Origin of the sequence: Streptomyces sp. NPDC008163 (assembly GCF_042956885.1) — a bacterium.
Classification (GTDB): Bacteria; Actinomycetota; Actinomycetes; order Streptomycetales; family Streptomycetaceae; genus Streptomyces; species Streptomyces drozdowiczii_A.
This window is the reverse complement of sequence record NZ_JBIBHG010000006.1, coordinates 331,726-351,277: the sequence shown is the minus strand read 5'-3', so window position 1 is coordinate 351,277 and position 19,552 is coordinate 331,726. Positions and strand designations below refer to the sequence as shown.

The window sequence follows — 19,552 nt, the reverse complement described above, 5'->3', positions numbered from 1 at the left end:
CAGTCCTTGGCGGCAGGTGGTGCGGAAATGAGCGGTTTCACGTGAAACACGGCGCGGCGGAACACGGCGTCCGGGCAGGCGGGACGGGCGCACCGCGCCGACAGGAGCGGTGGCTCAGACGGCGGGGCCGGAGGCCGTACGGCCGTGCGGCGGACCCGGGTCGAGCGCTTTGTCGAAGGCCGAGACCCAGAAGAACTCCCCGGCCTCGTCGTACGCGTACAGCAGTCCGGAGCATCCGGAGGTCAGCTCCGCGTCGACGGGCTCCAACTGGCGCACCTGGACGGTGGCGGTGGTCCCGTCGTCGGCGGTGACCTCGGCCTGGCCGAAGTCCGGGCCGACCGAGCCGGTACGGATCGTGCAGACGCGGCCCAGGAAGTCCTGGCGCGATGGCGGAGGCTGGTCGGGGAAGCAGCGCCGGAAGTGATGGACGAGCAGCCGCACCGCACCCCAGGCGAGCAGCAGCGCCCCGGCGAGCACCGCGCAGGCCAGCACGGCGCGCAGCGGTCCGGCGGCGCCCGAGCGGTGCACCAGGACGGAACCGGTCAGGGCGGAGAACCACCCGATGGCGATCATCAGGGACACCGAGACGGTGACCGGGACGCCGCCGACGCCCGCGAGATCGGCGTCCAGGTCGGCGTCGAAGGAGTGGTGGTCGGCCGCGCCGACCAGGACGAGCAGCCAGAAGGCGATGACGACGACCAGAGCGGCGGCGAAGAGCACGGCCGGGAAGGAGAGCGTCGCGTCCAGGAACTCCCGCATCGGTCCCGCCCCCCTGCCGTTCCGTCGGCGATGTCGCCGGCGTCCGCGCGGACCGGTCCAGGACCCCGGTGCCACGGCGTCGCCCTCGACGACACCGCGGCAGCCGGGTCTTCCCCCGATCCCCCCTGCACCCCGTGTTTCCCCCGTTGGTCCCCCGGTTGGTGCTGACAGGATCGTGTCATCCGGGCACGCCCGATCGCATTGCCGGAATGCGGCAACGTTCTCCGCTCTCCGATGCCGGGCACCGGCACCGCTCCTCGTGCGTTGGGCTGGTGTCGGTACGGGACAGGAACGGAGGCGGACGCGTGGCGGAACCGGTGATTCCCGACAGCTTTCTGGAGGGTTACGCCCGGATACTCGGCGAGGCGGCCGTCTCGGGGAGGCGGCTCACCCGCGAGGAGCTGGACTCCCGCCGCTCCCTGGGCCGGAAGGCCGCCGAGGCCGGCCACCAGCTCCGCGCCCTGGTCCGCATGCATCTCGCCGAGACCCGCGCCGCCTGGCCCGCCCCCGCCCCCGGCGCGACTCCGGCCGCCGTGGCCGCCTCCACCGACAGTGCGCTGGCCGCGATGGAGCAGGCGGTCGACGCGTTCGCGGACGGCTTCGAGCGCGCCCAGCGCCTCACCGTGCGCCGCGAGGAGGCCGCCAGGCGGGAGTTCATCGACGACCTCCTCTACGGGCGCAGCGATCTGGGCCGGCTCGCCGAGCGCGCCACCCGTTTCGGGCTGCGCCTCTCGCGCGCCCACGCCGTGGCGGTCGCGACCGGCCCGGAGGCGTACACCGAGACGGAGGCGGTGCCCCGGCACGTGGAGTCGGCGATGCTGGCCCGGTTCGGCGGCCGCAAGATCCTGCTCACCACGAAGGACGGGCGCATGGTGTGCGTCGCGCCCGGCAGCCAGCCCGACGTCCTGCGCTACTTCGCGAAGCAGGCTCACGCGGCGACGGACGGCGGCCGGGTCGCCGTCGGCCGCGCCCACCGGGGCCCCGGCGGCGTCGTCCAGTCGTACGACGAGGCGCTGGACGCGCTGGACCTGGCGGACCGGATGGACCTGGACGACCCCGTGCTGTTCGCCGCCGACCTGCTGGTCTACCCCGTGCTCACCCGGGACCGGCAGGCCATGGCCGATCTCGTCCGCAGTGAGCTGGGCCCGCTCCAGAAGGCCCGGGGCGGCGCCGAACCGCTCCTCAAGACGCTGACGGTGTACTTCGACGCGGGCTGTGTCGCCGCCGAGACCGCCCGCCGTCTCTCGCTGAGCGTCCGGGCCCTCACGTACCGGCTGGAACGCATCCACCAGCTGACCGGCTCCGACCCGGCGGACCCCCAGCACCGCTACACGCTCCAGACCGCGGTGATCGGCGCCCGGCTGCTCGACTGGCCCGCCAAAGAGGTCTGAGCTCCGCTCCACATGCGGGACCGGCTCCCTCCGCCTAGCGTGATCAGCCGGGGGATTCCGGCGGTGTGCGCAGCGAGGGAGATCCGCCCCATGGCCCGTGAAGCAGGTCCCCGAGAAGCAGGAACCCGCCGGGCGAACGCCCGGGAGGACCATCCGTCCCACCGCTGGTGGGTGCTCGGGGTGATCGGCCTCGCCCAGCTGATGGTGGTGCTCGACGCGACGATCGTGAACATCGCGCTGCCCTCCGCCCAGCAGGACCTCGGCTTCAGCGACGGCAACCGGCAGTGGATCGTCACGGCGTACGCCCTCGCCTTCGGCTCGCTGCTGCTGCTCGGCGGGCGCATCGCCGACCTGGTGGGCCGCCGGGTGGTCTTCCTGACCGGCCTCGTCGGCTTCGCGGGCGCCTCCGCGATCGGCGGTGCCGCCCCGAGCTTCGAGATCCTGGTGCTGGCCCGCGCTCTCCAGGGCGTGTTCGGCGCGCTGCTGGCCCCGGCTGCGCTGTCCCTGCTCACCACGACGTTCACCGTGCCCAAGGAGCGGGCCAAGGCATTCGGGATCTACGGCGCCATCGCGGGGGCGGGCGGTGCGGTGGGGCTGCTGCTCGGCGGGGTGCTCACCGAGTACCTGGACTGGCGCTGGTGCCTCTACGTCAACCTGGCCTTCGCGTTCCTGGCCTTCGTCGGCGGCTGGCGGCTGCTGACGGCGGGGGCGCCGGCGGACCGGCCCCGGCTCGACATCCCGGGGACGCTGCTGGTCTCGGCCGGTCTCTTCTGCATCGTCTACGGGTTCTCGGAGGCCGAGTCGCATGCCTGGAGTTCGCCCCTGACCTGGGGGTTCCTGGTGGCGGGCGCGGTGCTGGTGGCGGCTTTCGCATGGTGGCAGACCAGGGCGGCGCATCCACTGCTGCCGCTGCGGGTGGTGCTGGACCGGGACCGGGCGGCGTCGTTCCTCGCGATGTTCATCTCCGGCGGCGGCATGTTCGGCGTATTCCTCTTCCTCACGTACTACTTGCAGAAGGGCCTGGGCTATTCGCCGGTCTCCACCGGGCTCGCCTTCATCCCGATGGTCGCCTGCATGATCGCTTCGTCGGTGACGACGACGAATGTGCTGCTGCTGCGATTCGGCGCGAAACCGATCGTCCCGACCGGGATGGGCATCGCGGCCGCCGCGATGGTGTGGCTGACCGCCTTGGACCTGAACAGCAGTTACGCCGCCCATGTACTGCCGCCGTTGCTCTGCCTGGGCATCGGCCTCGGCGCCGTCTTCGCCACGGTGATGAACCTGGCCACCGCGGGCGTCGGGCCACGGGACGCCGGGGTGGCGTCGGCGACGGTCAACACCAGCCAGCAGGTCGGCGGCTCCATCGGCACGGCCCTGCTGAACACCCTCGCGACCACCGCCGCCACGAACTACCTGGTGGGCCGCAGGCCGACCCCGTCCGCCGTCGCCCAGGCCCAGCTGGAGAGCTACGCCACCGCGTACTGGTGGTCCGCGGGCTTCTTCGCTCTCGGCCTCGTCGTCACCCTGTTCCTGTACCGGCCGGGCGCGCCCCGCCCGCACCCCGTGGGGGAGCCCGAACCGGCGCGGGTCTGAGGGGTCAGCGCTTCGCGCCCTCCGTGAGCCGGACGAACGGGATCGACTCGCCCACCCGCCGGTAGTCCTCCGTACCGCCGTCCACCTCGAAGCCCAGGTACCCGCAGAGCCGTCGGGCGACCCTGGGGTGGCGGGGCGCGTACCGGGCCATCAGCTCGCCGCCCTCCCCGGCGGTCAGCACCTGCGCGGTCACCGCGTGGAAACGGCGGCCCACCTGCACCGTGGCGTGCGGGGTGCGCTCCAGGTTGCGCAACCAGTCCGCACCGGGGCCGAAGCCCGAGGCGACGGTCCAGCAGGCCCGGCCCTCGTGGCTGCCCGCCTCCACGACCTCGATGACGGTCCGGCGGGGGAGGCCCGAGACGCGGCCGGTGTGGACGAGCAGCAGAAGCCGGCCCCCGAAGAGCGGCCCGAGCCCCATGCGGAACAGGTGGACGGGGAGCCGGAAGGCGGTGCGCCGCCAGCCGGTCGGCGGGGCCGGGCGCCGGGGAGCGGGCGAAGCTGCGGATTCATGCGTCACTATGCAAACGTTGCACAATCCAAAGGTCGGTGCCAGCGCTCGCCGCTGTCGGTCCGGTACCGGTTGCGCGGCGTTTCCGTATCGGATGACCGCCGGTTCGAGTAAGCCGGGCGGGCGCGGTAAAAAGGGGCATGGCCGCGCACGGACAGGCACCCGAAGACCCCCCGACCGCCCCGGACGGGGACGACGTCGACGCGGTGACGGGTGCGGTGCTGACCGCGTCGAGACTGCTGGTCGCCGTCTCCGCCCGGTCGCTCGCGGCGGTCGAGGACCGGGTGACGCTGCCCCAGTTCCGGCTGCTCGTGGTGCTCTCCACGCATGGCGAGGCCAAGCTCGTCACCCTCGCCGATCGCCTCGGTGTGAACCCCTCCACCGCGATGCGGATGCTCGACCGGCTGATCGCGGCGGGCCTCGCGGAACGTCAGGTCAACCCGGCCAACCGCCGCGAGACGGTGCTCCGGGTGACGCCCGAGGGCCACCGCCTGGTGGAGGAGGTCACGGCGGGCCGCCGCCGGGAGGTCGCCTCGATCGTGGAGCGCATCGCCCCCGCGCAGCGCGCCGCGCTGATCGACGCGCTGCGGGCGTTCACCGACGCGGGCGGCGAGGCGGCGGCCCCCGCCGAGGGCACCGACGCCTACCCGCTGGGCTGGGCGCCGGACCTGCCCGCGGGGGCGTAAGGGGCCCGGCGGCCGGGGCGGGCACCGGCGCCGCACCCGCCGCCCCTACCCCGACGCACCGTCACTCGGTCGACGCCGAGACCTCTTCCCGGGCCGCCGGGACGGGAGCGGTGTCCGCGGCAGCGGCGGACCCGCCGTCCTTGCCGCGCCACTTCTGGACGCGCTCGACCACCGGCTGGGTCCAGCGCGCGGTGAGCGGGCCGACGATGACCAGGATGAGGACGTACGCGGTGGCGATGGGGCCGATGCGGGGCTCCGTGGCGACGGCCAGACCCGCGATGACGATGGAGAATTCGCCGCGCGCGACGAGCGTGCCGCCCGCCCGCCAGCGCCCGCGCGGTCCGATGCCGGCGCGCCGGGCGGCGTACCAGCCGGTCCCGATCTTCGTGAAGACGGTGACGACGGCGAGCAGCGCGGCCGGCAGGAGCACCGGCGGGATCTCGGCCGGGTTGGTGGAGAGCCCGAAGAACACGAAGAAGACGGCGGCGAACAGGTCCCGCAACGGGGTCAGCAGCTTGCGCGCACCCTCCGCGACCTCACCGGAGAGCGCGATGCCGACGAGGAACGCGCCGACGGCGGCCGAGACCTGGAGCTGCTGGGCCACCCCGGCGACCAGGACGGTCAGCCCGAGCACGACGAGCAGCAGCATCTCCGGATTGTCTGAGGACACCGCGCGGCTGATGAGCCGGCCGTGCCGCAGCGCCAGATAGAGCACCAGGCCGACCGTGCCGAGCGCGATCAGCAGGGCGACGCTGCCGCCGGCCAGGCCGACGCCCGCGAGCATCGCGGTGAGCAGCGGCAGATAGACCGCCATCGACAGGTCCTCGATGACCAGCACCCCGAGGATGACCGGTGTCTCCCGGTTGCCGAGGCGTCCCAGGTCCGCGAGGACCTTCGCGATCACACCGGACGAGGAGATCCAGGTGACACCGGCGAGCGCGACGGCCCCGACCGGCCCCCAGCCGAGCATCAGCGCGGCGACCGCGCCCGGGGTCGCGTTGAGCACGAAGTCCACGGCCCCCGACGGGTACTGCGTCTTCAGGCTGGTCACCAGCTCGGAGGCGCTGTATTCGAGGCCGAGCAGGAGCAGCAGCAGGATGACGCCGATCTCGGCGCCGACGGCGGTGAACTCCTCGCTGGCCCCGAGCGGCAGCAGCCCGCCCTCGCCGAAGGCCAGCCCGGCCAGCAGGTAGAGGGGGATTGGCGAGAGCCCTATCCGGCCGGCGAACCGCCCGATGATGCCGAGTCCCAGGATGACGGAGCCGAGCTCCATGAGCAGTGCGGTCGTGTCGTGCACGGTCAGCCCTCCGCGATGATCTCGGAGAGCGTGTCGACGCCCTCGCGTGTTCCGACGGCGATGAGCGTGTCGCCGATGGCCAGCCGGAAATCCGGCCCGGGGGACGGGTGCGCGCTGTGGGTGCGCAGCACCGCCACGATCGAGGCGCCGGTCCGGGTCCGCGCCTTCGTGTCGCCGAGCAGCCGGCCGCCGTACGGCGAGCGGGCGCCGAGCGGGATGTGCTCGGTGACCAGGTCGATGCCCTCGGTCCGTACGGCGTCGATGGGCGCCGCGTCGATGAGGTGCGCGAGACCGGTCGCCTCCTGTGGGGTCAGGGGGACGGAGAGCCGGCACGAATCAGGGTCGTCCTGGTCGTAGAAACCGATGAACCGCCGCCCGTCGTGGTGGACCACGACGGAGATGTGCTGCCCCGACTCGGTGGTGTAGTCGTACTGGACGCCGACTCCGGGCAGCGTGGTGCGGTGGGTTCCCATGGCTTCCTCCCGAGGAGCGCGGTACGCGCGAGGCACTTGGCGATCTCTTTAGACCCGCATTACCTTATCCGGAGGTATGCGCCACCCCGGAGGGCCGTTTTCCGGCCGGCTGCGCGTGACGGTCCGGGGCCCGGCACACGCGTGCCCGGCCGGTTGCGCAACCGGCCGGGCACGCGAGTCGGGTCCGACGGTGGATCAGTTCGTACGGGGATCAGTCACCGATCTCGATCTTCCCGTTCTTCTCGGCCGAGGCCGCCGGGGCCGCGGGAGCCACCGGGACCGCCGGCTCGGCGGTGGCCGGCTTCGGCACCGCGCCCTTGAGGTTCTGGAGCAGCGCGGCGAGGTCGACACCGGTGGTGGAGCTGAGCAGCTCCATGCCCTGGGCGACGTTGTCCGTGACCGTACGGGACAGCTGACTGGCGCCGTCCGTGGAGATGACGGTCATCTTGTCGATCGCGCTCATCGGCTCGGCGGCCTTGGCGACGACCTGGGGCAGCACCTCGACGAGCATCTGGAGCACGGCCGCGTCTCCGTACTGCGCGAAGGCGTCGGCCTTCTTCTGCATGGCCTCGGCCTCGGCCGAACCGCGCGCCGCGATGGCCGCGGCCTCCGCCTCACCCTCGATGCGCACCGCCTCGGCGAGCGCGGAGCGGTGCAGCTTCTCGCCCTGACCGGTGAGCCGGGCGCGCTCGGCGGCCGCCTCGGCCTCCTTGACCTGGGCGATGCGGCGGGCCTCCGCCTCCTGCTCGGCCTGGTAGCGGGCGGCGTCGGCGGGCTTGCGGACCTTGGTGTCCAGCTCGCGGTCGGTCAGCGCGGCCTGGCGCTCGGCGACCTTCTCCTGCTCGGTGAGCACTTCCTGCTGGCGGGCGGCCTCGGCGAGCGGACCGGCGGCGTTGGCCTTGGCGGCGGCCGCCTCGGTCTCGGCCTTGATCTCGGCCTGCTTCAGATAGAACGTCCGCTCGGCGATCGCGATCTCCTCGGCGGCCTTCAGCCGGGCCTGCTCCGAGGCGCGGCGGGCGATGGCCTCCGCGATGTCGGCCTCCTGCTTGGCGCGGGCGGCCTCCGGGCGGCCCAGGTCCTCCAGGTAGGAGCCCTCGGTCGTGATGTCCTGGATCTGGAAAGCGTCCAGGATCAGCCCCTGACCGGACAGGCTCGCCTCGGCCTCCTCCGCCACCTGGCCGGCGAACGCGGCGCGGTCGCGGATGATGTCCTCCACGGACATTCGGCCGACGATGGCGCGCAGCGCGCCGGACAGCACCTCCTGGGTGAAGCCGACGATCCCGTCCTGCTGGCGCAGGAAGCGCTGGGCGGCGGCCCGGATGGCGTCCTCGCTGCCGCCGACCTTGACGATCGCGACGCCTTCGAGGTGGGCCTTGACGCCGCGCAGGGTGACGGCGCCGCGCACGGCGACCGGGATGTGCCGGCTGGACAGGTCCAGGGTGAACTTCTGCTGGACGAACGGCACGACGAAGACGCCGCCGCCGACGACGACCTTCTGGCCGCTGTTGTCGATGCTGGTCCGGCCGGTCACCGGGTCGACGGACTTCTTGCCCCGGCGGCCGGTGATGATGAACGCCTGGCTGGGGCCGGCCACCTTGTAACGGGTGATCACGGCGAGGGCGAGCAGGAAGAGGAGTACGACGACTCCGACGATCGCGATCATTACGGGACTCATGCGGTTTCCCCCTCTGCCCCCTGGCGGGGGCAGTCGTGAGACGAGCGGTGATGGTGCCGGGCGTACCGGTCAGCGTTCGACGGGACGGACCGACACCGATGTGCTGGAGAGCGACGCCTCGACCCAGACCTCGGCGCCGCGCGCGACCGGCACCGTGCACTTCGCGGACAGCTTCACGAGATGGCCGCCGAGGCGGAGCAGGACCTCGCCGTAGCCGTCGGCCGGGATCGCGGTGACCACCGACCCGGACGTGCCGACCAGGTCCTCGCCGCGCGGCGTCGCGTCGGTCTGGTCCCGCATCAGGGCGCGGCTGAACTTCCAGGTCAGCAGGGCGGCGACCACCCCGGCCGCGGCCCCCGCCGCGGTGGCGACGAGGGTGCCGGCTCCGGTCGTGCCGAGCACGATGGCGCCGCCGAAGCCGAGCATCGAAAGGAAGCCAGCGATCACCGGAAGGGAGACGAGCCCGCCGAACAGGCCCTCCAGCAGGCCCCCGAAGAGGCCCTCCAGGATCCCGTCGAAGATCAGCGACAGGGCGAGCAGGGCGACCCCCGCGATGCCGAGACCGAGAAACAAGGTCACATGATCACCCCTCCCGGCCCCGCCGACCCCCGTGCTGCTTTTCCGTCGAACTGGCTGGATGGTCCCATACGCACCCCCCGTGCGACATTGCCGGAACCCGGCAACCTTTTACGCGTTCTTGATGCCGGACAACTGGTCGGCGAGGGTGTCCAGGGACTGGAACGTCGCCCCCAGCAGCGCCACGTGCTTCCACCGCAGCACCCCCTCCGCGTCGATCAGGAAGACGGCCCGCCGCACCCCGATCCCGGGCGCCGCGACGCCGAAGGCCCGGGCCGTCTCCCGGCCCGGGTCCGCCAGCAGCGGCATGCGCAGCCCATGGGCGCGGGCGAACGACTCATGGCTGTCCACACCCTGTGGACTGATCCCCCACACCTCCGCGTCCAGCTCTTCGAACGTCTCCATGCCCGAGGAGTACGCGCACAACTGCTTCGTGCACACGGTGGTGTTGTCGCCCGGATAGAAGGCGAGGACCAGGGTCCGGCCGCGCGCCTCCGCGAGCTTGTAGTCGCGCCGCTCGAAGGAGTCCTCGGTGAGCACACCACCCGGAAGCGTGAAGTCCGGTACGGCTGAACCCAGTTGCGGTGACGATCCCATGGCGTGCCCTTCGGTGTGCTGCGCCCGGGCGGCGGTGGTGCCGCCCGTGTCGCGTACAGCATGCCTCCGTCACGGGGGACGGTCAGCCACCCGGGGACGGTTCCGGCTCGGTGAGGAACAACCCGAGGAGCACGGCCAGTACGGGGATGGCGCACAGGATCGTGAACACGCCCTGCGGCCCGTACGCCTGCGCCGCCGCCCCCAGCGCCGGGGCGATCAGGCCCCCGATGCTGACGGCGAGGCCCAGCGTGACCCCGGCCGCCGTGCCCGGGCGCCCCGGCAGGTAGTCCTGACCCAGCTTCACCAGGACGGCGAACGGCACGTTCAGCGCGAGCCCCGCCAGGACCGCGAACACCAGCGGCAGCAGGGTGCCCGGGGTCACCCGCAGCGCGACCAGGGCCGGCACGGCGGCGAGACCGCCCAGCTGCACCGTACGGACCATGCCGACGCGGTCCGCGATCCGGCCGCCGAGCAGTGTGCCGGCGACCCCGCCGACCAGGAAGCAGGCCAGCGCGACCCCGGCCACGCCCCGCCCCGAGTGGAGGTGGCGGATCCAGAACAGCTCGATGAAGGTGATCGCGCCGAAGAACGCCACCGAGCGCACCACCTCGATCCCGGTCAGGAAGAAGAACGGCCGCCAGCGGTCCCGCCCCGCCCGCCCGGCCCGGCGCGCGGGGGCGGCGGCCGGGCGGTGCCGGAGCAGGACGAACGCCATCAGGACGGCGGGCGGGATGAACAGCGCCGTCGCCCCGACCCCCATCGCGACGAGTGCCGGGGTCGCCAGCACCGGGGCCAGGAAGAAGCCGACGCTGCCGCCCGCCGCGAAGACGCTCATCGCGGACGCGCTGTCGCCCGCCGCCTCCCGGGCCGCCTTGCCCGCCGCCGGGTGGAACATCGCCACGCCCAGACCGGAGAGCAGGATCAGCAGCCAGACGGCGGCGTACGGCCGCACCAGACCGGACAGGCCGAGCCCGGTCCCGGCGACGGCGAGCCCGGCGGGCGCCAGCCGGGGCAGCCGGTAGCGGTCCACCGCGAGGCCGATGAACGGCTGCGGCACCGAGCTGCCGAGGGCCGCCGCGAGGGTCAGCCCGGAGGCGGCGACATAGCTGTAGCCCCGGTCGAGCACGAAGTACGGGACGCAGGCGGGCACGAGGCCCTGGTAGAGGTCGTCCACGGCGTGCGCGGCGCCCCACATCCGCATCCGCCGCCAGGCGGAGACGGGCGCGGCGGCGGCCGCGGCGGAGGGGGCGTCGGCGGGCGGGGCACCGGCCCGCGCGGCGTTGTCGGTGGTCATGAAGGCGCTCCTCCTCGAAGGGTCCCTTCGAGGATTCCGGCCGCACCGGGAAGCGGGCTAGCGATAATCTGCCTCTTCATGTCGCTGAACGGCCGCACACTGCACGGCCCCGCCCGGGTCCCGCTCGCGCACCAGGAACGCATCGAGAGCCACCACCACCTGGAGCACCAGCTGGTCTGCCCCTCGCGCGGGGTCCTGGAGGTCGCCACCCCGCTCGGCGTCTGGGCGGTGCCCCCGCACCGGGCGGTCTGGATTCCGGCGGGCGTCGTCCACGCGCACCTCGCGTACGGGCCGACCGAGCTGCGCGCGCTCAGCTTCGCCCCGGCCGACAATCCGCTCCGGCTCGACCGGCCGACCGTCCTCGCCGTCACCCCGCTGCTGCGCGAGGTCGTGGCCTGCCTGACCGACGACACCGAGCTCACCGGCGACGCGCGCCGCCGCCGCAACCTGGAGCGCGTCGCGCTCGACCAGCTGCGCCGGGTCGAACCGCTCGGGGTCTGCCTGCCCACCCCGGCCGACGCCCGGCTCCGCGACATCGCCCGCATCCTCCAGGACGACCCGGCGGACGGCCGGACCCTCGGCGAGCTGGGCACGGCCGTCGGCGCGGCGCCCCGCACCCTCAGCCGGCTCTTCCGCGCGGAGACCGGGATGTCCTTCCCGCAGTGGCGCACCCAGCTCCGCCTGCACCACGCGCTGACCCTGCTCGCCTCGGGCGGCTCGGTCACCTCGGTGGCCGTGGCCTGCGGCTACAGCGGCCCGAGCGCCTTCATCCAGTCCTTCCGCCACGCCTTCGGCACGACCCCCGGCTCGTACGCGGCCGGCACCCCCTAGGCGCTGCTGCGGATGCGGGAGCGGGCCCGGCGACCGAGGATGAAGGGCCGGGCAGCAGGCGGCCCGTGCCCTGCCTCAGGAGGTTTGTCTTGCCGGTGCACGCCGACCATCCGCCGTCCATCGACGTCACGGCGCTCGCCACCGTGCTCGACGGCACGACGGCGGGCGTGGCCGTGTTCGACACCGAGCTGCGCTATCTGTACGTCAATCACGCCCTCGTACGCCGCAACGGCCTCCCGCCCTCCGCCCACATCGGCCGCCGCCCCAGCGAGGTGCTGCCCGACATCGACGCCCGCGAGGACCTGATGCGCGCCGTGCTCGCGGACGGCCGGGCCCGCGAGGTCACCTCCAGCGGCCGGCTGCCCGCCGAGTCGGGGACCGCCCGGATCTACTGGCACGGGGCCTACCACCGCCTGGAGACGGACGGCCGGGCCGTCGGCGTCGTCGGGATCGTGCTGGAGGTCATGGCCGACGACGAACAGCGCCGGCTCGCCCAGGCCCAGCGCCACCTCTCCCTCCTGGACAGCGCGAACACCCGCATCGGCACCACCCTCGACATGGACACCACCTGCGCCGAGCTGGCCGACCTCGTCGTCCCCGGCCTCGCCGACGTCGCCATCGTGGAGGTCTTCCCGCCGGACGTCGCCCCGCCGGTGCGCCCGGCCCCGCCCGACGTGGTCCGGCTGCGCCGGGCGGCCATGTCGGCGGTACGCGGGCTGAGCCGGGGCGTCACCCGGTTCGGAGTGGCCGGCGACTACATCGACTATCAGGAGGAGGCCGCCGTACCGCGCTGCCTGGCCACCAACCAGCCCGTGGTCGAGGACCTCACCGACCCCGAGCGGCTGAGCCGCGTCGCGCCCAGCCCGGAGCGCGTCGCCGCCTACCGGGAGCTCGGGCTGCACTCGGCGGTCGCCGTCCCCCTCTCCGTGCGAGGGGCCCCGATCGGCGTGCTCGGCCTGCTCAGGGCCGGCGGCTCCCCGGTCTTCTCGGACGACGACGTGGTGGTGGCCCGGGAGCTCGCCGGGCGGGCCGCCGTCCATCTCGACCACGCGCGCCGCTTCACCCACGAGCACACCATCGCCCTGGAGCTCCAGCGCTCCCTGCTCTCCGAGCCACGGCCGCCCCACCCGCACATCGAGGTCGCCACCCGCTATCTGCCGGCCGACCGCAGCGTCCTGGTGGGCGGCGACTGGTTCGACGTCATCCCGCTGCCCGACGGGCGCCACCTGAAGGCGATGGGCGACGTCATGGGCCACGGCGTCGAGGCGGCCGTCGCGATGAGCCACTACCGCTCGCTGCTGCGCCTCCTCGCCGACGAGGAGCTGCCCCCGCACCGCATCCTGGAGCAGCTGGACCGGATGGTGGAGCGGTCCGGGATCGACCGGGCGGCGACCTGTCTGCTCGCCGTGGTCAACGCGGACGGCGGGCTGTGCGAGGTGGCGAGCGCGGGCCACCTGCCGCCGGTCTTCCTCGACCCGGGCGCGGCGGGCACCCGGATCTGCGACGTACCGGCGGCCCCGCCGCTCGGCACCGGCTTCGGCGGCTACCGGTCCGCGGTGATGGAGTGCGGCCCGGGCACGGTGCTCTTCATGTACACCGACGGGCTCGTGGAGCGGCGCGGCGAGGACATCGACGCCTGCGTCGCCCGGCTGGGGGAGCTGACCCTGCCGGACAACGGCGATCTGGAGACCTTCCTGGACCGGGTGCTCGAACACTTCGGCCCCGGCGCCGAGGACGACATCGCGGTCATGGCCTCGCGGACCAGGGAGCAGCCGGAGGCCGTGCCCCCGGAGCTCTGAGCCGGGGTCACACGAACAGGAACGCCCCCGCCGTCGCCGCGCCCAGCGCCGTCCCCGCCGTGACCTGGCCGACCGTGTGGTAGCCGAGCGCCACCCGCGACCAGGAGACGGCGGCCGCCATCGCGTACCCGAGGAGCCACCACGGCGAGTGGACGGCGGCCAGCAGGGCGACCACGGCCGAGGCCACGGAGGCGTCCACGGAGATCTTCCACACCGTGTTGACCGCCAGCAGCACGACCGTCATCGCCCACAGCGCGAGCATCGCGGCCAGGATGCCGGTGGGCGCCCCGCCCAGCACCATGACCGCCGAACCGGCGCCGATGGAGCCCAGGATCACGAAGAAGATCGGCGCCCGCTTGGTGCGGTCCACGACATGGCGGTCGCCCCAGGTGCCGCGCCCCCGCTCCCACTCGATGTATCCGGCGGGCACGATCCCCGCGCACAGCGCGCCGAGCAGCCCCCAGAGCAGCCCGGTCCACTCCCCGGCCGCCGCGAGCCCGATGCCGAGCATGCCGACGAGGAGCAGATTGCGGGGCTGGAGGACGTCGGTCACCCGCCGCGCGAGGGTGTGGTCGGGGGCCGACGCCGTGCCGGTGGAGTCGGTGGTGGTCATGCCGGCTGCTCCTTGCCCGTGGTGTCACACATGTCGAGGATCTGACGCGCCCGCTCCGGCGTGACCGTGCGGTACGCCGCCGCGACCCGGACCAGCCAGGCGACCTCGCCGTCCTGGTCGGTGGCGTGCTGGGTGGAGACGGCCGCCGCCTCACCGGCCGCCGCCCCGCCGTCCCGGGCGCTCAGCGCGGCCTTGATCCAGTACGCGGCGGACAGCGGCGAGCCGGGGCCGGCCCCGGCGGCGGCCTCGGCGGCGGGCAGCAGGGTGTCCGGCACGTAGTGGCGCAGCTTCTCGACCGCGTCCGCGATGTCCGCCGCCCAGCGGTCGACGCGCAGGTCGGCGGGCGTGTCGAAGCGGGTGAGCTCCCGCGGCAGCGGGCGCGGGGGCTCGAAGGGCTGGTCCGGGAAGGCGGTCATCAGCTCGTACCAGAGGCCGTGCAGCCGGACCTGCGCCCGCCAGAGCTTGGCGCGGCGGCGGACGTTGCTCAGGGCCGGGATGGAGGCGCCGACCGCGAAGAAGAGGAAGAGGACGACCTGGGCGGCCTCGGTGACCTCGTCGAAGTCCAGCGCGAAGGACTCGCTCGGCCGGTCCACGACGCTGACCCAGAGGAACAGCGTCCGACTGACGGTGTAGCCGACGCCGATGAACATCGCGAACGTCATCATCCCGAGCCCGACGCGCAGATGACGCATCCGGGCGCTTCCGGTGGCCAGCGCCCACTGGTACGCGCAGACGGCGGACGCGGCGCCGAGGTAGAGGTAGAAGACGCTCATGTACAGCGTGGCGCCCCACTGCCCGGCGTGGTCCGCGACGAAGCGGTCCGAGGGCGTGGAGCGGTCGACCACGGTGAAGAACAGCACGGTGAGCAGCACCAGGGTGGCGGCCGACGCCTTGGCCGCGACCTGCTGGATGAGCCGGGCGAACCGTACGTGCCGGGGGATGTCGCCCTCGTCCTCGTACCGGCCGTAGATCGCCACGATGTAACTGAGAATGGCCAGAATCGCGATGGTCGCGGTGTAGTGCTTGATGAGGACGGACAGGTCGGTCACCGGGCTGTCGTTGAGCCCGACGCGTACGAACCGGGTCTTCGTCCAGAGCGCCAGCGCGAATCCCGCGTAACACCCCCACAGCGCCCGGCGGCGCCGGTCCTCCTCGTCACCCCAGAGCGCGGCCGGCATGCGCCACAGGGCGACGGCTGTCATCAGGCCCGCTATGAGATAGCCGGCGAGGTCGAGCGGGGTCACGGAAGAAGTCCTCGGGTGTGGGGGGAGTCGAGCCGGGCGGTACGGATCCTACGGACGCCGGAACAGGCCGCCGCGGCGGTGGGCGACCGGGCGCGAGAGCGAGTTGGCGAGCCGCCCCACCATGTCATCGCTCGTGACGTCCCGGGCCATCCGGGGGATCAGCGAGGCACCGAATTCGGCCATGCGTTCGTCGTGGGTGTCGTACTGCGCGCGCGCCTGCACGGCGTCCGGGGCGAGCACCGCGTCCGGGCCGACCATCCGGGAGATGAGCGAGGTGTCGAAGACGGGCAGCAGCCGCTGGAGCTGCTGGGCGTCGAGCGAGGTGCCGTGGTCGAACCACTCGTGGCACAGCTCGTGCAGGATGACGTGCTGGGTCTGGTACGCGGTGGGGCGTCGGCGGTACAGCACGAAGCTGGTGTCCCCGCTCTTCAGGCGCAGCCCGCAGGCGGCGTTGACACGCGCCAGCCGGTCGGGCATCTCGTGCAGCACGATGGTCCGGCCCCGGGCCGCCTCCATGTTGGCCACCAGGCCGGGTATGGAGAACGGCGAGGGCAGCGGCAGCTCCGCGAGACCCTCCTCGCACTCTCTCCGCAACTTCCGCAGGGACATGGCTCAGCCCTGCTGTCCGCCGCCGGCCGGGGGCGTGCGCTCCTCGGCGTCCCGCAGCAGGGACATCGCGAACTGCAGCAGCTCGGGCGGCAGCCCGTCCTCGTCGAGCCCGCGCCCGGCGAGCCCGCTGATCTCGCCCGTACGCCGCTTGGCGAGGAACTGGAGCCCGGCCACGACGTCGTCCACGACCTCGGACTCCTCCTTGAAGAACCGCCAGTCCACGCCGAAGCCCAGGCCGAGCGCCTTCAGGATCTCCTCGGACGGCTGGGTCACCTTGCCGGCCAGGATGTTGGAGAAGTAGCTGTGGGAGAGCGATCCGCCGCGCTCCTTGACCAGGTCGGCGAAGAAACGGCCCGAGATCTTCCGGCCGGGGAAGGTCTTCTCGACCATGTACTCGACCTTCTGGCGCAGCGTCCGCAGCTCCGGCGCGCGCTCTTCGCCGTTGTCCATCCGGCCCCCACGTTCACGTCCGCCACAGGCCCCTGTCCGGCCCCGGGCGGCGCTCGATTCGGTCAACGGGCTCGTACTGTAACGAACCCCCGACCACCCTCCCGGAGGCGGGCGACCGGAGAGGGCGTGAAGCGGAGCAATCTCATCCGGTGTCCGGAGCGGGCTTGCGCAAACACTCTACGTCACTGTTAACTCGAAAAAACATGGGCAGGGGGCCACGAGGGGAGTCCCTTGCCCGTGAAGACGCCGGTGCGCGCTGCCGCCACGCGCGCCCGCAAAGGGGTGTAGCCCTTCACGACGGGGGATGCGTGAAGGGCTACCCGCACATTATGGCCCCTGCTCGGGCAGTCATCAACTGACCGTCCGGTCAGTGTCCTTGTCCGGGGCCGGTTTTACGGGCCCGGCGCCCCGCACCCGCCCCGGTTACCATCGGAAAGAGCCGCCCCAGACGAAAAGGTTCCGCTTGAGCCGCGACCGCGCCCCCCGCCCCCACGACCGTTCTTCCCGCTCCCGGGGCCAGGGTGCCTCGGGCTCCCGCGCGGGCGGCGGCTTCCGCACCCGGGGCGCCGGCCGCTCCGGACAGGGCCGCTCCGCAGCCCCCGACCGCCGCTTCGCCGGCAAGGGCGGCAAGCCCGTGGCGCGGCAGGGCGAGTACGAGCTGCCGCGGACCGAGACCCCGGCGCTGCCCCCCGTCGCGGCCTTCGCCGAACTGGACCTGCCCGACGCCGTGCTGGCGGAGCTGACCGCGCAGGGCGTCACCGAGCCGTTCCCGATCCAGGCGGCCACCCTGCCGAACTCGCTGGCCGGGCGCGATGTGCTGGGCCGGGGCCGCACCGGCTCGGGCAAGACCCTCGCCTTCGGCCTGGCGGTGCTGGCCCGCACGGCGGGGCACCGCGCCGAGGCCCGCCATCCGCGCGCCCTGATCCTGGTCCCCACCCGCGAGCTGGCCCAGCAGGTGACCGCCGCGCTGACCCCGTACGCGAAGCCGCTGCGGGTGCGCCTGGCGACCGTCGTCGGCGGGATGTCGATCGGCCGCCAGACGGCCGCGCTGCGCGGGGGCACCGAGGTCGTCGTGGCCACGCCGGGCCGCCTCAAGGACCTCATCGAGCGGGGCGACTGCGTCCTGGACCGGGTCGAGGTGACGGTGCTGGACGAGGCGGACCAGATGGCCGACCTGGGGTTCATGCCCCAGGTCACCCAGCTGCTCAACCAGATCCCGGTGGGCGGCCAGCGCATGCTGTTCTCGGCGACCCTGGACCGCGACGTCGATCTGCTCGTCCGGCGCTATCTGAACGACCCGGTCGTCCACTCGGTGGACCCGGCCGCGGGCGCCGTGACGACGATGGAGCACCACGTGCTCCACGTACGGCCGTCCGACAAGTTCGCCGTCACGACGGAGATCGCGGCGCGCGACGGCCGGGTGCTCATGTTCCTGGACACCAAGCAGGAGGTGGACGAGCTGACCGCCCACCTCCTCGACAGCGGGGTCCGGGCGGCCGCCCTGCACGGCGGGAAGACGCAGCCGGAGCGCAACCGCACCCTGGAGCGCTTCAAGACCGGGCACGTCCCGGTCCTGGTGGCGACCAACGTCGCGGCGCGCGGCATCCACATCGACAACCTGGACCTCGTCGTCAACGTCGATCCGCCCGCCGACCCCAAGGACTACCTGCACCGGGGCGGCCGCACCGCCCGGGCCGGGGAGTCCGGCAGCGTCGTCACGCTGGTGCTGCCCAGCCAGCGCCGCGACATGATCCGGCTGATGGCCGACGCGGGCATCACCCCGCGGATCACGGAGGTCCGCTCCGGCGGGGAGGAGCTCAGCCGGATCACCGGCGCGCAGGCCCCCTCCGGCGTCCCCGTCACCATCACCGCGCCGCCCTCCGAGCGCCGGGTCAGGCCCAGACCGCCTCGGCGAGCGTGACGCCCGCGAAGGCCGCGCCGAGACCCACGACGACGCTGACCACGGCATTGGCGGCCGCATAGAACCTGGCCCCGTCCTCCGCGAGCCGCAGCGTCTCGTAGCTGAACGTGGAGTAGGTGGTCAGCGCCCCGCACAGCCCGGTCCCGAGCAGCAGCTGAAGGTGCGAGGAGGCCGCCCCGGCCGCCACCGCTCCGGTCAGCGTGCCCAGGATCAGGCAGCCGGCCATGTTGACGGTGAACGTCCCCCACGGGAAGACCGTGTCGTGGCGGGACTGCACCGCCCGGTCGGTGAGATAGCGCAGCGGGGCGCCGACCGCCGCTCCGGCGATCACCAGGAGCCAGTTCACCCCTGTTCCCCCTCTATCCGGGCGCTCCGTACGATCTCGCAGGCGTCCAGCGTCACCGGGCAGCCGCCGGTCAGCTCGGCGATCTCCGGCAGGAACGCCCGTACCGCCTCTTCCGTGTCCACGATCACCACGGCCACGGGCAGGTCCTCGCTCAGGGACAGCAGCCGCTGGGTGTGGATCATCGAGGAGGCGCCGAAGCCCTCGATGCCCCGGAAGACGCTGGCGCCGGAGAGCCCGGCGGCGTGCGCCCGGTGCACGATCTCCGTGTAGACGGGCCGGTGGTGCCAGTTGTCGGACTCGCCGACCAGCACGGTCAGCCGCAGCCCCGGTTCGGTCACGGGTGTCGTCATGCCTGCCTCCACGCCAGTGCGCGGCGCGTCAGCCACACCGCGCTCCACACCGCCGCGAGGGCCGCGAGCAGTGTCACTCCGAGATAGACCAGTCCGGTGCCGGCCCGGTCCTTGGACACGAGCTGTTCGATGTCGACCGCGTACGTCGAGAAGGTGGTGAACCCGCCGAGGACCCCGGTCCCGAAGAACGGTCTCACCAGGCGGTGCGCCGCCCACACCTCGCTGATCACCACCATGAACACCCCGATGACCGCGCAGCCGGTCACATTCACGACGAGGGTCGTCCAGGGGAATCCGCCGCTCGCGGTGGGCCACAGCAGCCCGGCGCCGTAGCGGGCCGAGGCGCCGGTCGCGCCGCCGAGCGCGACCACGGCGACGACCGCGGTCTGCGGGTTCTTCGTGAATGAGCCGGGCATACGTCTCCTACCTGCCGGGGCGCCCGTCGGATACGGGCGCGCGTCTGCGCAAGTAGGGACCGTTGGCGGCGCGTGAGCGCTCGCGGTTCGGGTACGGCGGGCCCCACCGCCGCGCAGTGGCCGT

21 protein-coding genes are annotated in these 19,552 nt (G+C 73.2%); 6 read left to right on the top strand and 15 right to left on the bottom strand.

What is annotated here, in order from left to right; translation table 11 throughout:
- Nucleotides 1–114: 114 nt before the first annotated feature.
- A complete protein-coding gene (locus ACFZAT_RS16460) occupies nucleotides 115–759 on the bottom strand; it encodes a hypothetical protein (RefSeq protein WP_391264886.1) in 645 nt (214 codons plus the stop codon).
- Between the two features lie 305 nt (nucleotides 760–1,064).
- Between ACFZAT_RS16460 and ACFZAT_RS16455 the strand changes: the two genes are divergently transcribed.
- Both ACFZAT_RS16455 and ACFZAT_RS16450 read left to right on the top strand, forming a co-directional pair.
- The gene (locus ACFZAT_RS16455) at nucleotides 1,065–2,150 is read left to right on the top strand and encodes a helix-turn-helix domain-containing protein (RefSeq protein ID WP_391264884.1); all 1,086 of its coding nucleotides are present in this window, start codon (nucleotides 1,065–1,067) and stop codon (nucleotides 2,148–2,150) included.
- Between the two features lie 90 nt (nucleotides 2,151–2,240).
- Nucleotides 2,241–3,743 carry a DHA2 family efflux MFS transporter permease subunit gene (locus ACFZAT_RS16450; protein ID WP_391264881.1) on the top strand — a complete coding sequence of 501 codons (1,503 nt, stop codon included), beginning with the start codon at nucleotides 2,241–2,243 and terminating at the stop codon, nucleotides 3,741–3,743.
- A 4-nt stretch (nucleotides 3,744–3,747) separates the two neighbouring features.
- On the opposite strand, the gene ACFZAT_RS16445 is transcribed toward ACFZAT_RS16450, so the two are convergent.
- Nucleotides 3,748–4,260 (bottom strand): nitroreductase family deazaflavin-dependent oxidoreductase, encoded by a 513-nt coding sequence (locus ACFZAT_RS16445; protein ID WP_391264879.1) that lies wholly within the window; start codon nucleotides 4,258–4,260, stop codon nucleotides 3,748–3,750.
- A gap of 131 nt (nucleotides 4,261–4,391) precedes the next feature.
- Here ACFZAT_RS16445 and ACFZAT_RS16440 point away from each other — a divergent pair, with 131 nt between their 5' ends.
- Nucleotides 4,392–4,937: a MarR family transcriptional regulator gene (locus tag ACFZAT_RS16440; RefSeq protein WP_391264877.1), complete on the top strand. Its 546-nt coding sequence runs from the start codon at nucleotides 4,392–4,394 to the stop codon at nucleotides 4,935–4,937.
- 61 nt (nucleotides 4,938–4,998) lie between these two features.
- Here the strand turns inward: ACFZAT_RS16440 and ACFZAT_RS16435 are convergent, their stop codons facing one another.
- The 6 genes from ACFZAT_RS16435 to ACFZAT_RS16410 all read right to left on the bottom strand — a co-directional run bounded on the left by ACFZAT_RS16435 (nucleotide 4,999) and on the right by ACFZAT_RS16410 (nucleotide 10,849).
- Nucleotides 4,999–6,234, bottom strand: coding sequence for a cation:proton antiporter (locus ACFZAT_RS16435; protein WP_391264875.1), 1,236 nt, complete (start codon nucleotides 6,232–6,234; stop codon nucleotides 4,999–5,001).
- Nucleotides 6,235–6,236: 2 nt separating this feature from the next.
- A complete protein-coding gene (locus ACFZAT_RS16430) occupies nucleotides 6,237–6,707 on the bottom strand; it encodes a TrkA C-terminal domain-containing protein (protein WP_345111138.1) in 471 nt (156 codons plus the stop codon).
- A 211-nt stretch (nucleotides 6,708–6,918) separates the two neighbouring features.
- Complete coding sequence (locus ACFZAT_RS16425; protein ID WP_391264872.1) at nucleotides 6,919–8,382, bottom strand: SPFH domain-containing protein; 1,464 nt, start codon at nucleotides 8,380–8,382, stop codon at nucleotides 6,919–6,921.
- A 69-nt stretch (nucleotides 8,383–8,451) separates the two neighbouring features.
- The gene (locus tag ACFZAT_RS16420) at nucleotides 8,452–8,961 is read right to left on the bottom strand and encodes a hypothetical protein (RefSeq protein WP_391264868.1); all 510 of its coding nucleotides are present in this window, start codon (nucleotides 8,959–8,961) and stop codon (nucleotides 8,452–8,454) included.
- A 108-nt stretch (nucleotides 8,962–9,069) separates the two neighbouring features.
- On the bottom strand, nucleotides 9,070–9,555 hold the full coding sequence (locus ACFZAT_RS16415) for a redoxin domain-containing protein (RefSeq protein WP_391264866.1): 486 nt from the start codon (nucleotides 9,553–9,555) through the stop codon (nucleotides 9,070–9,072).
- Between the two features lie 82 nt (nucleotides 9,556–9,637).
- Complete coding sequence (locus tag ACFZAT_RS16410) at nucleotides 9,638–10,849, bottom strand: MFS transporter (RefSeq protein WP_391264864.1); 1,212 nt, start codon at nucleotides 10,847–10,849, stop codon at nucleotides 9,638–9,640.
- Between the two features lie 78 nt (nucleotides 10,850–10,927).
- Between ACFZAT_RS16410 and ACFZAT_RS16405 the strand changes: the two genes are divergently transcribed.
- On the top strand, nucleotides 10,928–11,680 hold the full coding sequence (locus ACFZAT_RS16405) for a helix-turn-helix domain-containing protein (protein ID WP_391264862.1): 753 nt from the start codon (nucleotides 10,928–10,930) through the stop codon (nucleotides 11,678–11,680).
- A gap of 89 nt (nucleotides 11,681–11,769) precedes the next feature.
- Complete coding sequence (locus tag ACFZAT_RS16400) at nucleotides 11,770–13,479, top strand: SpoIIE family protein phosphatase (RefSeq protein WP_391264859.1); 1,710 nt, start codon at nucleotides 11,770–11,772, stop codon at nucleotides 13,477–13,479.
- 7 nt (nucleotides 13,480–13,486) lie between these two features.
- On the opposite strand, the gene ACFZAT_RS16395 is transcribed toward ACFZAT_RS16400, so the two are convergent.
- The 4 genes from ACFZAT_RS16395 to ACFZAT_RS16380 are packed head-to-tail and all read right to left on the bottom strand — an operon-like array spanning nucleotide 13,487 to nucleotide 16,395.
- Nucleotides 13,487–14,092, bottom strand: a complete 606-nt coding sequence (locus tag ACFZAT_RS16395; RefSeq protein WP_391264857.1) for a hypothetical protein — start codon at nucleotides 14,090–14,092, stop codon at nucleotides 13,487–13,489.
- Nucleotides 14,089–15,336 carry an MAB_1171c family putative transporter gene (locus ACFZAT_RS16390; RefSeq protein WP_391264855.1) on the bottom strand — a complete coding sequence of 416 codons (1,248 nt, stop codon included), beginning with the start codon at nucleotides 15,334–15,336 and terminating at the stop codon, nucleotides 14,089–14,091. The genes ACFZAT_RS16395 and ACFZAT_RS16390 overlap by 4 nt, the downstream gene beginning before the upstream one ends.
- Nucleotides 15,337–15,384: 48 nt before the next feature.
- The gene (locus tag ACFZAT_RS16385) at nucleotides 15,385–15,945 is read right to left on the bottom strand and encodes a toxin (protein ID WP_391264853.1); all 561 of its coding nucleotides are present in this window, start codon (nucleotides 15,943–15,945) and stop codon (nucleotides 15,385–15,387) included.
- A 3-nt stretch (nucleotides 15,946–15,948) separates the two neighbouring features.
- Complete coding sequence (locus ACFZAT_RS16380; protein ID WP_391264851.1) at nucleotides 15,949–16,395, bottom strand: hypothetical protein; 447 nt, start codon at nucleotides 16,393–16,395, stop codon at nucleotides 15,949–15,951.
- 463 nt (nucleotides 16,396–16,858) lie between these two features.
- On the opposite strand from ACFZAT_RS16380, the gene ACFZAT_RS16375 reads away from it, so the two are divergent.
- Nucleotides 16,859–18,316, top strand: coding sequence for a DEAD/DEAH box helicase (locus ACFZAT_RS16375; protein WP_391264848.1), 1,458 nt, complete (start codon nucleotides 16,859–16,861; stop codon nucleotides 18,314–18,316).
- Here the strand turns inward: ACFZAT_RS16375 and crcB (ACFZAT_RS16370) are convergent.
- The 3 genes from crcB (ACFZAT_RS16370) to crcB (ACFZAT_RS16360) are packed head-to-tail and all read right to left on the bottom strand — an operon-like array spanning nucleotide 18,288 to nucleotide 19,428.
- Nucleotides 18,288–18,662 carry a fluoride efflux transporter CrcB gene (crcB, locus tag ACFZAT_RS16370; protein WP_391264846.1) on the bottom strand — a complete coding sequence of 125 codons (375 nt, stop codon included), beginning with the start codon at nucleotides 18,660–18,662 and terminating at the stop codon, nucleotides 18,288–18,290. The genes ACFZAT_RS16375 and crcB (ACFZAT_RS16370) overlap by 29 nt on opposite strands.
- Complete coding sequence (locus ACFZAT_RS16365) at nucleotides 18,659–19,012, bottom strand: DUF190 domain-containing protein (protein ID WP_391264844.1); 354 nt, start codon at nucleotides 19,010–19,012, stop codon at nucleotides 18,659–18,661. The genes crcB (ACFZAT_RS16370) and ACFZAT_RS16365 overlap by 4 nt, the downstream gene beginning before the upstream one ends.
- Nucleotides 19,009–19,428 (bottom strand): fluoride efflux transporter CrcB, encoded by a 420-nt coding sequence (gene crcB, locus ACFZAT_RS16360; RefSeq protein ID WP_391264842.1) that lies wholly within the window; start codon nucleotides 19,426–19,428, stop codon nucleotides 19,009–19,011. The genes ACFZAT_RS16365 and crcB (ACFZAT_RS16360) overlap by 4 nt, the downstream gene beginning before the upstream one ends.
- Nucleotides 19,429–19,552: the final 124 nt, after the last annotated feature.